Here is a 13,589-nt window from a genome sequence, read left to right as displayed (position 1 = left end):
CATATCGAGTCCAAAGATCGTCGCGATTAGCCAACCAAGAGTCCCATGAATGAAGGGCCAAATGGCCCGGCGCACGAGGCTCATTGGCGATAGCGCACGGCTGTACGGATTTCCTTTTCCTGAGAACACAGTCGACGCGCGTAGAAAACGCGAAGAAAATCATTTCCGCTCAGCCATGCATGGATAAGAATCAAAGTGGATATGCACAAGACTTCAACCAAGCGAACAAGCAACGGGCTCAGGGCAGGATTTCGCTGCGAATGCTAACCGCATGCAGAACTCGTGCCTGCGGTTAGCGACAGCCTGAAGCCCCAGTCTTAGAAGTTATACTTTGGGTTTTTGGAGTCAAAATCAGCGTCACGCAACCCCACATTCACTTTCAGATTCATGTAGGTGTATTCTTCGATCAACTGCGGTGCAGTACCGGGACTTGTCGGCCAGTCGTAGGCCTCGTAGCGAATCGGAAGATTCAGTTCGCTGTCCAGGAAGACACGTGCCAGATGGAAATCGAACTGCGGCCGACGATCGTCGTGTCTTACTTCCAACATGGTGCAAACACGATCTTTCACTTTCGCACCGTTAATCATTCGAACCTTACATAACCCCAGCTTGCGATCTCGGGTGCCTTTTTCGATAAGACGCTTGGTCATCGTCTTGATTCCGATTTCAGTCATCGGGTAGCGTTGATTACGCATCGCCAATGTACTGGTGGGCAGTAGGGATACGGTTGGCAAGAAGCGGCCTTTGAATCCCCCTTCATGAACGGTGAATTTTCCATCGTTCGTCCCAGCCATATAGATCACTTCGCGGCCCTTCATCGATTCAGGTCGAAGGAAGTTCAGGTACACACTGAAGGGCACTTTTTTACCGTTGACAATCCCAGCATGCCGAACTTTGCAGCTCATGAACTCATGTTCTAAAAGACTGCCGTTCACGCGTTCACGTTTAACCAGCGTACAGGTGTAATCCTGAATATTTCGCTCGATGTGCTCCAACGAATTCCGCGCCAAATCGAGTCCCGGATCAAGTGGATGCGGCTTATTCACTTTGGCGGCGGCGCCAGGTGCAGCATCCCGAGCTGTCGTGACGTTTTTCGCGGCTCGTGAAATGCGGAAAACAGGTTCGTGCAAGCGGTCCCGCGTTTGCTGAGCCTCGACAGAGGGGAGCATCAACAACGAGCAACCTGCGATCATAACGGTGGCCCAAAACGGATGATGATGAGTGGTCATATTGACTGAAACCCGACGGTTGACCATGCGTGAAACTCCTTTTTCGTCACGTCCGGCACATTACCGCGTGATGGTGACTTCGCTTAAGTGAAAGATCGCGAGACAAACTCTTCAATGATCCTGTCTGGCAAAACCGCTCGGGGGGGCCGCAGCGATAACCGAGCCTCCTGCTATGTATCGCCATTCCCGACCCGGCCGATTAAAATGCGTCCCGACATCGGCTAGAACTCTCCAACCGTTGCGACCGGGGACACAACAACCGACAACTTTTACCCATTCTACCCATTACCATCGTCTCACGGGAGACCAACTCGTGGCCCAATCATCTTTGATTTGTGAATGTGTGGTTTCTCAACCTTTCGAGGAAAATACTTACCTGATTCACCTACCTGGCAAGCAAGAGTGCCTGATTGTGGATCCCGGGCTGGAGCCAATGAAGATCGATCAAGCAATCAAGGAAAAAGATCTTCGTCCCGTCGTCATCCTCAATACGCACGGACACAGCGACCACATCGCCGGTAACGAATTTTGCAAACAAACCTACTCAGACTGCCCGCTTATCATTGGCAGCGGCGATGCACCCAAGCTGAGCGACCCTCAATTAAACCTGTCCGCACCGTTTGGCCTGGAGCTCATCAGTCCAGCTGCCGATCTCGAGGTGAATGAAGGCGATCAACTTGAATTTGGTGGAATTCAACTGGAGGTGATTGACGCGCCAGGACATTCCTGTGGTCACGTCGTTTTTCTCTGTCGTCAATCCACGCCCTTCGTTGTCATCGGCGGCGACGTGCTTTTCCAAGGGTCAATTGGAAGAACCGACTTTCCAGATGGCAGTCTGCAACAACTGACAGCTGCAATTCAGCAAAAATTGTTCACACTACCGCCGGATACCATCGTGCTACCTGGCCATGGTGGTCCGACCACCATCGGCGAGGAAATCCGCAGCAACCCGTTCGTAGGCATGCCGGCCGGCTTCACAGCAAATGACTGAAGCGGCGAATGACGCGCTGCGATTCAGCCGAGTCGGCAGCGATCGAGGGAAAAGAGAGAGCGGTGCTGGATCAGCGAGAGGCGGCGGGCACAGCTCTCAACAAACAACCTGCCGCCTGATGATTCATTTTCGAGATTTCAGCTTCCGCCCGCTTCCGCATCTCAGGATTGGCCTGGCCAGCTTGCTCGAAAAAATCAACCGCCTCAGAAGTCCGCCCCGCCATTGAATAGTGATATCCAAGCTGAAGCAGAAAAGTATCACGTAATTCGGGTGACTCATTTAACCCGCCCAGCAGTACATCTTCGGCTGCAGCATAATCACCTGAGCGTCTCAAATTGTTCACCAAGTGTTCGATTGAAATGCGAAGCAGAGGCATCCACGCAGGAGACTGATTGGCTTCAATCAAACGCACTGTGGTGCGGTATTGGTCGACGGCTGCCGCAGACTGCCCTTCGGCTTCAAACGTGAGGGCCAACCGATAACTGGCCATTGGATCAACGTTTGCCCGGGCACCAACCAGCTGTTTCACTGGTTCAAATTGTCCAAGACTGAACAATTCCTGAGCGCGCTGCAATAACTGCTGACGCGATGGATCGTCTGGCAAAGGCTTCGATACTGATGTTTCCAATTGGCTGACCGTCGCCTGCAGCTGCTCTAACAAGGTCCCTGATGGCTGCTCGAGCAGCGGCTTACTCCCGATCACAGCTAGTTTTTCAGTCAGCTTCAGAGCTGTCGAATACTGCTCCATCACCAGACTATGCCGCAACAAAATCGACTGTCTTTCGATGACATAATCCGAGTATACAAACGGCACGACAAGCAAGAGCATGGCGGTGAGACCATCCGACCAGAAAGGCTTCTCGATGCCGAGCTTGTTCTTGAGAATAAAGACCGTAGCCAGACACCAGGGAATGGCCAAGACGACTACCCACAGCGTGCGCCACAGAAGGTTGAAACCGCCACCGTACAGCAGAATCATTTCAGCGATTTGGTTGGCGGTCCTTGAGGAAAGCAGAGCCAGCAATACACCCACTGCGATACAGATCAAAAATGCCAACTGATGCTTGAGGATCGAAGATACTCTCCAACTAATCCAAAAACAGAACGGCAACGCAGCTACCAGATGTGCAATCAGGATCCGATTTAGCCCAAAGGGTGCCGCGGCGGCAGGCCAGTCTTGAAATTGCTCCACACCCGCCCAGGTAATCGCCCACCAGGGAATGGCGAAACTCCCAAATGCAATTCCAATTGCAAACGAACGGATTTTTTTTTCAGCAACAGTGCTTGATTCGTTCATCCGTTGGCCCGCCCCGTTTCTGCCCTGTTAGACTTCAATTGCACATCGAGCGCTTTCGCAGTCTCAGGTCGCCTGAGCTTCCAAATCATGCCGTCGTAGGCGTAATGTAGAAAAGCAGCCCACAAATTGATGCCAATATAGAAATCCTTGAGGTGGCTATCGGTGTAGCGAGACACCACCCCAATACAGATGATATACAGAGTGAGGATGCGGAGCCAATTGCGTGCCATCCGTTGGAACGGTGCATCTGATCCGGAATCACACCTCCGCCGAGCGTAGAAGGTGACAATCGCCATGTACTCAACCGAATGAAAGGCAGCCGACGCGACCACCAAGGCAATCACGGCATAATGCTGACCACTGCGAATCGCAAACAGGGTGGCCACGTACATGCCTAGCACGCTGCTGAGGTACAAAACCTTTCCGAGTCGTTCCAGCGGACGGTTGAAAAACTCCAAACTGAGCAACACGACGGGCAGAATCAATACCAGAAAATCGAGCGACAGCATGGTCGTTCGAGCCCAACTCACATCTTCCGTCCATCCGGTTAACCAGCCAGCCGTTCGCAGCGCGGTGTAGGTGACAAACGTCCGAAATGCATATCGCTCCAAGGTGGGATGCCCACCGCCTCCCATGCGACCGTAGATCCGCAAAATGCCTCCGTGCTGAGAGGCAAAGTGCCAAGCATTCCAGACGAAATCCACCAGGATCAAACAGGTAAAAGCGCCGTAGAACTGCCAAGTCGCGGTCACCAATACAGCCGCGATGATCGCGATACTGATGAACAGCGAGGTCCGTCCCTGCCGTCGATCCGGATCGGTCGCAACGAGAATCAGTGTCAACCAGCGATGTGGCGTGGTCAGGAAGTAGACCTGCCAGAACTCAAAGGAAGTCGACTGAGTGATCCCAATCGAGCTGGGCTGAGGCAGAAGCGCCAGCAACCACCACAAATTGATCACGAAGCAAAGATCAAAAAAGGGCGAAATGATCCACTTCCGCTGACCACTCGCCCTAGTACTCGTCATCTTACCTTTTACCCCCCGGTCGACTTTTGCGCTGGGATGCGACTAGACGGGGGCGTTAGACAGTTTCCATTTCCCGTCGACTTTTTGCGCTTTCCAGACTTTCGTGGAAGGTACGGAGTTTTCTTCGTAACCACAGACCTCCACATTCATCGTAGCGGTGCTCCCACTGATGACAATGTCGTCAACCACGCTGAACATGTTTTTGCCATACTTGGCCGCCGTCGCGGAACTGGGCGACGCCTCTTTGGTAAAAATCGCTCGCAGAGCTGGCAAGCTTCCAGAGATATCCGAAACCTTACCCACCAAATTGTCCACAGCTTTTTGGTCTTCGTCCATCCCACTGGCCGGGTCGGCCGTTTTTTGACCGCCTCCACCACAACCAACTGCCATCCCTAAGGCGCTCACGGCCAGAATGCCCAACAACCACTGCATTCCGAATTTTCCTGAATCCGTCTTCATCCCTTTCCCCTCAAAAAAAAACTCCCGAGCGCCGAAAAACACGGCACTCGGGTATTGAGATACAACCGGCCAGTAGATGGCCGTTTCCTAAAATTCCTCACCGTTGGTGCGGTCACCGCGAGCTCGCGTCGCGAGGTTCTGCCAGATGTTAATCTGGATGTCGTCAGCGTAGAAGCCAACGGAACCATCAGCACGACCTGCGACAACACCACCATTGTGCTTACTTCGAGCGGCCGCAAAGGTTGCAGCAGCCGAAGGCGAACGACTAGGTCGTTTGTTCACACAAACCAAAGGTGAATTCGGCGGTAAATCCCTTTCGCGGACACAGCCGTTAATTTCATCAGGCTTGATCGAGTTCGGTCCAGTCAAGTGACTGTAGGTACTGGCACCCATGGAGGGGGCCACCCAAACACCACGGATGTCGTCGGAGAACTGACGTCCACCGTCGATTGTGAGAACTTCACTGATCACGATGGTTTTGGAAGCACCATCTTTAAGCTTGCGAGTCTTCGTTCCCTTACCGCGACCATACTTCCAAGTACCCTTGATCGACTCATCTTGCTCCGTCTGCTTAATTCTTTTCCAGCCTGGGAGCATGCTGACGGTGATCACGCCTCGCAGCAACTTCTCTCGATTTTCAAGTCGATCATCAACCTTCGGGTTACCATCGATCGATTGGTAATAGGTTCCTGCACCGAGGGCCGCAGCATAGTTACCTTTGGACAGTTTTTCGTAAGCTGTCGCTCCGGACTCGTGCAGTTTGATGGGCTGAGGAGCACTGGGGCAAACCATAAACTCTGGCGTAAACCGACCGACTTGACCCAGCTCATGCTCGCAGTCATCAGCAGCCTGCCACTGATGGTCCATGCACTTGACCAACCAACGATCCAATTCGATTTCTTCAATTTGACCCAGGATTTGGCCGGCCCAGTTTGGACCTGCACAAATGTTTCCCGTTTGCGTTCCGGTCGAAACCCAAGCATTTTCCGTGCAGCTTGGAACCGCCGAAGGATAAGCCCGGAACGTACTTTCGTAGTTCACCATTGCCAACGCAATCTGCTTAACCTTGTTGATACACTGTGCACGACGTGCCGCTTCACGCGCTGCATTGATGGCGGGCAAAAGCAACAACACCAAGATAGCGATAATCGCTATGACGACCAGCAACTCGACCAGAGTGAAGGCCTTACGTGGATTCTTCATCAATCCTCCCTCTCCCAAAAATAATAAAGACGGATGAGAAAATAAAAAGAAACATGACTACCAATGTTTCGTGACAGCAGAGTAACACAAACTGCTTACCACTGCAAGCTTTTCGAGTGATCGACCTGCGGCATTGGGAGCGATTTTCGCACCGAAGTGGATGTTTAAAACGCTTCGTATCTCTCAATTTTCCCGACCAAGACTTGCCTATTTCGTACCCTCGTTCGGTCAGACCCCCCGGCAGCGAAGGAGCCAAACTTTCTCCTCTGGGAACGTCCCTTAGACTCCTGGAACATCCCAAAACGCTTAAATATCCGCCGGCAAGCCAAACCGGAGAGATCACGCGACCCGCGAAAATCCCCCAGCCCTGACAAGGCCCCTCTATTCTAGGCTGGATTCCAATTTCCTTGGGGGCTGATTCTAACCCGAATTCCGTTAAATTCCATGAACTTTATCAGCAATCAGCGCGGAATTCTTGATTTCGCGGGTGGATTCCCCTTTCGTCGCGGCCGGTCAAAAGGCAAAACGAGCGGGCAGCCGTTCAGCGATCTCCCCAAGTGTTGCATGATCTCGAGACGCGTCAGGGACTCGCTGACCGAAAAGAATCGGCGATTCGAGCGCCGAATTTCAACGGGCCCGACGAATATCTAGCCCTGATCGGGCTCGTCCGACGGAAATTTGACGTCGCCAGGTGGTTGCAGCGGCAAGGGCAACTCTGCTGTCCGATCCATCAGCACCGCAGGCAACTCGAGACAAAATTGACTCCCTTGCCCAGGCTGACTCTCGACCCGAATCTCACCATTGTGCTCCTTCAGGATCTTCTGACTTACGGCCAGCCCCAACCCGGTGCCCCGATTCCCCTTCCCCGACACAAACACGTTGAAGATCCGTTGCAACTGTTCGGGATCCACTCCTCCCCCGTTATCGCTGACGACAATTCTCAACAAGCCGTCATCCTCTTCGTATTCTGTTTTGATTTCAACATTCCCCTGGCCGACGTCCTCCGAAGCGTCAATCGCGTTACTCACCACATTCAGAACGGCGCGATGCAACCCCTCGGGATCAAAATACATGCTGGGAATGTCAGTCGCTCGGCAATCCACAAGCGTCACCTCTGCCTGTTCGGCCCGAGCCTGCATCAGCTCAATCACATCACCGACAATTTCGTTGAGGTCAGAACCAACCATTTCAGGCTCACGTTCCTTGCTGAAGGTGAGCATGTCCATAACGAGTGCTGAAATCCGCTCCTGGTTTTTCTCGACGATCCCCCAACCCTTGCCGGTCACATCCCAGTCTTTCGACTTCAGACCTTCTTCAATCAAGAAGCTACCGCCGCGAATTCCTTGCAGAATATTCTTTACATGGTGAGACAGGCCGGCGATGGTCTGACCGATAGCAGCCAAACGTTCGGCTTGTAACATGGCGGAATAGTAAGACGTATCTTCCACCGCAAGTGCCGCTTGGTGAGCAATGGCAATCATCAATTTCAGATGTTCGTCAGAAAAGCGATTGGATGACTTCTGCTGTAATCGACGGCCGGGTGGAGTGTAAGTATCGATGTAAATCACGCCGACCATCCCGTAACGTCCCTGCATCGGCACACAGATCGCCTCGCGCACTCCAAGCTTGACAATGCTTGCGCCCGGATCCCACCGTTCATCTTCCCGCGCGTCGCTTGTCAACACACCCTCCTGGTGGTTGCGGACATAATCGAGGATTGTCCCGCTGATTGACATGCGTTCATCGGGGTCAGCTTGCTTCCCGTCCGCCGCGTTTTTACGATTACGACGCACCTTGGGTACAAATCCGTCAGTCTCGCGATCGATCAACATTACACAGCCACGATCGGCTTCGACCCATTCAAAGATAAGCTCCATGATGCGTTGCAACAGCTGATCAATATCAAGTGTGTGGCTAACCGCCAGAGCCGTGCGATACATGATCTGCAAATTGCTGCGAGCACGAGCCAACCAGGGACTGCCCGTCGCTTCGAGACCAGACAGAAACTGACTGCCTTCTTCATGACTGACTGATTTGATAATGCGAGACTGGCCGTCCGCGTGGCCGATGATGTCGACATCATGCTGAACGACGGAGGATGCATGCGAATCCGAGCTGGCCGTGAAGATCATCAAGGTACGACCAATTTGCACGCGGTCACCGCTGCGCAGCGACTGTTGATCGACACGCACACTGTTAACAAAGGATCCGTTCGAACTGCCCAGGTCGATCCACCGATACACCTCATCGACCTTGCGGATCTCGGCGTGTCGCCGCGAGACCTCCGTATCATGCAATCGAATCCGACTCGATGCGTCCCGACCAACGCCTAAAACGCTGTCACGCAGTTCGAACCGTCTACCCTGATCTCGACCCTGAATGACAAACAGTGACGACACGTCGGCAACCTACTTGAAGTTTCTGCCAATTGGCCGAACCCCCGAGCCTGCCGATCGGAGAAATTGATCGTTGCCGTCAGCGGCAACGAGTCGGTCGATGGCTCATGGTTCGACTACCCGAAGCATGTCCTCGATTGTACGAAGCAGCGGGCCGTAATGATAGGGCTTCGCCATCACGGAACCTTGGGATGACGTTGCGTCGCTAGCTGGCACCGTCCCCAACAACAGCATTGGCGTGCAATTCGATTTCGATTGACGGTCGTATTGATCCCGAAGCTCAACGTCTTCACCGGGCAAAGTTTCCAAATCCAATACAATCAGATCCGGAGAACAACTCCCCGCAAGCGTCAAACCTTGACGGCCCTCCACCGCTTCCACAATTTCGACACCCCGCCGCTCAAGAATGGTGCGCAGCACCTCGCGGGATTCATCCGATTCATCAACAATCAACACGCGCCGCTGCGCGTCACTCTTTATCATCGCGATCTCGCACCTCCCTGTGCGTCCGTCGACCGACGGCCCCTCGGTAACATCCATGTCACCACCAAGAGGGAGAATATCGCCTCCGCAACTTTTCTCCAATGGGGAAATTTGGAACCTTTCTTGCTCAATCTTTCTTCAACTTTGCTGCACAACCTGCCTCCCCTTTTGGCAAGCCTCCTAGAATGTGGATAGAATCAAGAATATTCATGCTGAGAAAGATCATTTCAATGACTGTTAGGCAGAGGGAACATCGCATGCTGATTGGCGGTTGCGACGCGAACAGGTTGACATTCAGCTTTTGCTGGATCGCCGTCTTGCTTTGGCCAACATTTGCTGCTGGCGCCGACGACGCAAGCAGCGTGAGCCAACGACTAGAGACCCACATCCGTTACCTCGCTAGCGATGAACTGAAAGGACGCGGCATCGGCACTGCCGAACTTGATCAAGCGGCCGACTACATCCGCGAGCAATTTGCCAAAGCGGGACTGCAAACGGCCATTTATGATCAAGGCCCCTTTCAGTTCATCAACCTACCGGGCCGTGTCACGATCGGAGCCCCCGAAAAAAACACACTTGCCTTCACGGTGAAAGCGGTAAACGCAGAAGAACCCTCTCAATCAAACCGCACGGACCTGCTCTTAAACCAAGACTTTCGACCGCTTGCGATCGGTGGATCCAATCAGATCAACGCTCCGCTCGTGTTCGCCGGCTATGGCATCACGGCCCCCGAATACAACTACGACGACTACGAAGGGCTGGATGCCAATGGCAAGGCCGTATTAATCATTCGCAAGGAACCCCAACAGACCGATCGAAAAAGCATATTCCAAGGTCGCAAGCACACGGAACACGCCCATTTCCGCAAGAAAATCACCAATGCGGCTGCGCACGGAGCCGCAGCTGTGATCCTCGTCAACGACCAACATGGGGTCGATAAGTTGACCCGCTCTTTGAAATCCAAGTGGGAGCGGCGCCTGCAGCAACTTCAGAATGAACAGCAGAAGCTCGCACAGCTGAACGTGCAAAAGTCAGACGCATTCAGCCAACATCGCGATCGCGTCTTAAGCCTCACCCAAGGGTTAAACGATCTCGACAAGCGACTTGATGAAGCTGATAAGATCCCCGCGGTTGACGGAGCGGGTACAGGACCGATCAAAAAGGACTTACCCGTTTTCTTTTGTCGGCGAGAATTCGCAAACCAATTGCTGGAACAATCCTTGGCGACCGACCTCAGAAGCCTGGAAGATCAGCTCGACGAGCTTCGACCAGCTAGTCAAGAACTTGACGGCGTGCGGGTCGTTGCCAGCGCAAGCCTTGATCCGGTGCGAGCAAAAAACGTGCTGGCACTAATTGAAGGAGAAGGGCCGCTTGCCGAAGAAACATTGATCCTAGGCGCCCACTACGACCACGTCGGAATGGGCGGAAGTGGCTCGCTGGCACCGTGGACCCGAGAGATCCACAACGGGGCCGATGACAATGCATCGGGAGTTGTCGCCTTGCTGGAAATCGCCCGCAGGCTGGCCGCGCATCCGGAACGGCCCCAACGGCGAATTCTGTTCATCGCATTCACCGCCGAGGAAATCGGCCTTCTGGGAAGCCAGCATTACACCCGTGAGCCTCGATATCCGCTGTCGCAAACAGTCGCCATGCTGAACCTTGACATGGTAGGGAGATTGGGCAATCAAGCATTGACCATCCAAGGGCTCGAAACGGCAGCCGAGTTCGAAGCTTGGTTTACTCCCATTGCAGCAGAGAATCAGCTGAAATACCGTGAAAAAGCTGGCGGCAACGGGCCAAGTGACCACGCTTCCTTTTACGAATACCAAATCCCTGTGATGCACTTTTTCTCGGGCTTACATCGCGATTACCACCGCCCAACGGACGACGTCGAAAAGATTGACTTGGCGGGAATCCAACAGATCACAGATGTTGTAAGCGACTTGGCGTGGAAAATTGCAAACTCTGAGCGCCGACCGACGTTCCAAGCGGAACCGCCCGAGCGAGTCGCAAAGCAGCTGCCCCCTTCGCCCCAAAAACCTGACACTGACAACGGGCCGCCGACAACCGACGACACTCCGGAATCGTCTGGCGCGTCGGAATTATCGGAGTTCCCAACGGACGATAACCCAAACTCCCCAGAGATAGCACTCCCTTCGCAAGCGAGCCAATCGGCTGCGGACGACCTCCCCGGTCAATAGCCGACTTTTTTCCTCCTCAGCCTTCGATGGCTGATCAGATCGCTCAGTTCCTAACACATAACCGGCCGAATTCGAGTCGATATTCTGACACGATGGCTTTGCCAGACAGCCCCCATTCGATTCGTTGCGGAGAGCAGGAAAAGCGGAACAAAGTTTAACAATCAGCGCTGCCGATACCCGATAATCCTCAAGGTCGTTCTGATTCCCCTTACCGCTCAACTCGATTCACGACAGTGTCCGCAAGAATCCGTTCATGCCGACACGCTGTCACTGACATTTCCCAGTTTGCGAAATAGGAAAAACGGCAACAAGAATAGCAATCTGGTCTTTACGTGTACCGACTGTCACGGCAGAATGTCCGCCCAGATGACTTTTTGAGCAAATACCAAAAAAGGCAGAACCCAACAAAATACGGTTCCGTACGGATAACCGAATTACATTTTCAGTCACGAGGTCACGGACGACCACCACCAGCAAGGAGCGCTGATCGTGAAAGCTGTCGCTAGAACAACTCTTTTATTTTCTTTGTGCACGGCCCTTTTCCTGAGTTCGACAACGGTTAAAGCCCAACAACAAGGTCGACCCACTCAGTACCAACCCCGCACAACCAGCCAAGCACGCCCTGTGAATCCGGGCCGGCCAAGCAATACGGCTGCTCAACGGCAACCGACCCAAAGTCGATCGGTCGGCCCCGTGGCGGTCGTTGACATCACCCAGATTTTCAAAGACCACACGGGCTTCAAATCGACCATGGAGCGTATGAAGCAAGAAGTTCAAGCCTACGAAGGCTCGCTTCGCACGCGTCACGAAGCTCTGCAAAAGAAGCGTGAACAGCTCACTAATTACCGAGCTGGCTCACCGGATTACATCAAGCTTGAGCGAAGCGTTGCGGACGAAACAGCAAAGCTGTCCGTCGACACCCAACTCAAGAAGAAAGAGTTCTTGGAACGAGAAGCCCGCGTTTACTTCATGGTCTACAAAGAGGTTTCTCAGGCCATCGCGGAATATTCTCGTGCACGCAAAATCTCCCTGGTCCTACGCTACAACGGTGAAAAGATCAGTCCCGAAGATCGCAACTCGGTACTCGCAGGTGTCAACCGCGCGATTGTTTACCAAAACAATCTCGACATCACGGCAGAGATTTCAGATCGCCTGAATCGGGTCGCACAAAAACGTCCCGCTCAGGGCACAATCCGCAAGTAGCACGGCTACAACCTTTGTGGCTAGACAACTTAATTTTGTTGATATCGCGGACTCTTGATTCTGGAAACTCCAAACATTGCTTCGACCTAATCGACACCAACGCACGATCGCCCGCTCCGTTGCCCTTACAGGCTTCGGATTCTGGAGCGGGCGAGATGTGAAACTGGAATTTCAGCCGGCACCTGCGGATACGGGCATCGTTTTCGTTCGCAAAGACCTGAATCCAGCAGTTCGCATTCCAGCCACAGTTAATCATCGGATTGAATCCCCACGCCGAACCATCCTTGCCGCGCAAGGCGTTCAGGTGGAAATGGTCGAGCATGCGATGGCGGCTCTTGCCGGCTTGCAAATCGACAATGCGGAGGTCCAGTTGGATTCCCCGGAAGTCCCGGGCTTCGATGGCTCCAGCCTTCAATTCGTCACGGCCTTACAATCCGCAGGAATTGAGCAACAAACGGCGATTCGCCCTTGTTTGCACGTCACTGACATCACGCGTGTCGGCGACGATGAAAGCTGGATTGAGGCTCGACCGACCCGCGGCGACGGCATGCGAGTCAAATACCGACTCGACTATGGCAATGACACGGTAATCGGTCGACAAACACTCGAAACGAAAATCACCGCCGAGATTTTTGCGACTGAATTGGCTCCTGCCAGGACTTTCATTTTGCGTCAAGAAGCAGAATGGTTACGTCAACAAGGACTGGCCCAACGAGTCACCCCCAAAGACGTCCTGGTCTTTGATGACACGTGCGTCATCGATAACGAATTGCGATTTGAAGATGAATGTGTTCGGCACAAGGTGCTTGATTTAGTCGGCGACCTGGCCTTAGCCGGATGCGATTTGGTCGGTCAATTCGTAGCCAACCGCAGCGGTCACCGATTGAACGCTAACATGGTCCAAGCATTGTTAGCTGAATGCCAAATGATTGATAGTCGTCGAGCATCGGCCTGACTTCACCCACAAGTGACATTAGCCCGGCTCAAACATCACCCACCTTTACGAGATACATTAGCAAGCCCGCTGTCCGATGGCATCGACGGATTCGACCGTTGAGGTCAGGCCCCACGAGCACGAGCCTGCATTGAATCGGAGCGACAA

The 13,589-nt window shown here is 53.3% G+C and carries 11 protein-coding genes; 4 read left to right on the top strand and 7 right to left on the bottom strand.

The features are described from left to right. Nucleotides 1–317: 317 nt before the first annotated feature. Complete coding sequence (locus tag P8N76_26635; protein MDG2385275.1) at nucleotides 318–1,256, bottom strand: DUF1571 domain-containing protein; 939 nt, start codon at nucleotides 1,254–1,256, stop codon at nucleotides 318–320. Nucleotides 1,257–1,542: 286 nt separating this feature from the next. Between P8N76_26635 and P8N76_26630 the strand changes: the two genes are divergently transcribed. Beyond that, a complete protein-coding gene (locus P8N76_26630) occupies nucleotides 1,543–2,220 on the top strand; it encodes an MBL fold metallo-hydrolase (GenBank protein ID MDG2385274.1) in 678 nt (225 codons plus the stop codon). Nucleotides 2,221–2,290: 70 nt separating this feature from the next. On the opposite strand, the gene P8N76_26625 is transcribed toward P8N76_26630, so the two are convergent. The 6 genes from P8N76_26625 to P8N76_26600 all read right to left on the bottom strand — a co-directional run bounded on the left by P8N76_26625 (nucleotide 2,291) and on the right by P8N76_26600 (nucleotide 9,083). Next, nucleotides 2,291–3,517, bottom strand: coding sequence for a hypothetical protein (locus P8N76_26625; GenBank protein MDG2385273.1), 1,227 nt, complete (start codon nucleotides 3,515–3,517; stop codon nucleotides 2,291–2,293). Continuing rightward, nucleotides 3,514–4,542: a hypothetical protein gene (locus P8N76_26620; protein MDG2385272.1), complete on the bottom strand. Its 1,029-nt coding sequence runs from the start codon at nucleotides 4,540–4,542 to the stop codon at nucleotides 3,514–3,516. The genes P8N76_26625 and P8N76_26620 overlap by 4 nt, the downstream gene beginning before the upstream one ends. A 42-nt stretch (nucleotides 4,543–4,584) precedes the next feature. Beyond that, nucleotides 4,585–4,974, bottom strand: coding sequence for a hypothetical protein (locus tag P8N76_26615; GenBank protein MDG2385271.1), 390 nt, complete (start codon nucleotides 4,972–4,974; stop codon nucleotides 4,585–4,587). A 114-nt stretch (nucleotides 4,975–5,088) separates the two neighbouring features. After that, a complete protein-coding gene (locus tag P8N76_26610; GenBank protein MDG2385270.1) occupies nucleotides 5,089–6,204 on the bottom strand; it encodes a DUF1559 domain-containing protein in 1,116 nt (371 codons plus the stop codon). A 647-nt stretch (nucleotides 6,205–6,851) separates the two neighbouring features. Then, nucleotides 6,852–8,603 (bottom strand): ATP-binding protein, encoded by a 1,752-nt coding sequence (locus P8N76_26605; GenBank protein MDG2385269.1) that lies wholly within the window; start codon nucleotides 8,601–8,603, stop codon nucleotides 6,852–6,854. A gap of 102 nt (nucleotides 8,604–8,705) precedes the next feature. Continuing rightward, a complete protein-coding gene (locus P8N76_26600) occupies nucleotides 8,706–9,083 on the bottom strand; it encodes a response regulator (protein ID MDG2385268.1) in 378 nt (125 codons plus the stop codon). A gap of 362 nt (nucleotides 9,084–9,445) precedes the next feature. Between P8N76_26600 and P8N76_26595 the strand changes: the two genes are divergently transcribed. The 3 genes from P8N76_26595 (at nucleotide 9,446) to lpxC (ending at nucleotide 13,442) form a co-directional block, all read left to right on the top strand. Next, complete coding sequence (locus P8N76_26595) at nucleotides 9,446–11,284, top strand: M20/M25/M40 family metallo-hydrolase (protein MDG2385267.1); 1,839 nt, start codon at nucleotides 9,446–9,448, stop codon at nucleotides 11,282–11,284. A 489-nt stretch (nucleotides 11,285–11,773) separates the two neighbouring features. Beyond that, nucleotides 11,774–12,487, top strand: a complete 714-nt coding sequence (locus P8N76_26590) for an OmpH family outer membrane protein (GenBank protein MDG2385266.1) — start codon at nucleotides 11,774–11,776, stop codon at nucleotides 12,485–12,487. Between the two features lie 76 nt (nucleotides 12,488–12,563). Continuing rightward, the gene (gene lpxC, locus P8N76_26585; GenBank protein ID MDG2385265.1) at nucleotides 12,564–13,442 is read left to right on the top strand and encodes a UDP-3-O-acyl-N-acetylglucosamine deacetylase; all 879 of its coding nucleotides are present in this window, start codon (nucleotides 12,564–12,566) and stop codon (nucleotides 13,440–13,442) included. Nucleotides 13,443–13,589 lie beyond the last annotated feature (147 nt).

This window comes from Pirellulaceae bacterium (genome assembly GCA_029243025.1).
Lineage (GTDB): Bacteria > Planctomycetota > Planctomycetia > Pirellulales > Pirellulaceae.
Note: the sequence above shows the minus strand (reverse complement) of the source record. Positions and strands in the feature narration are given on the sequence as shown.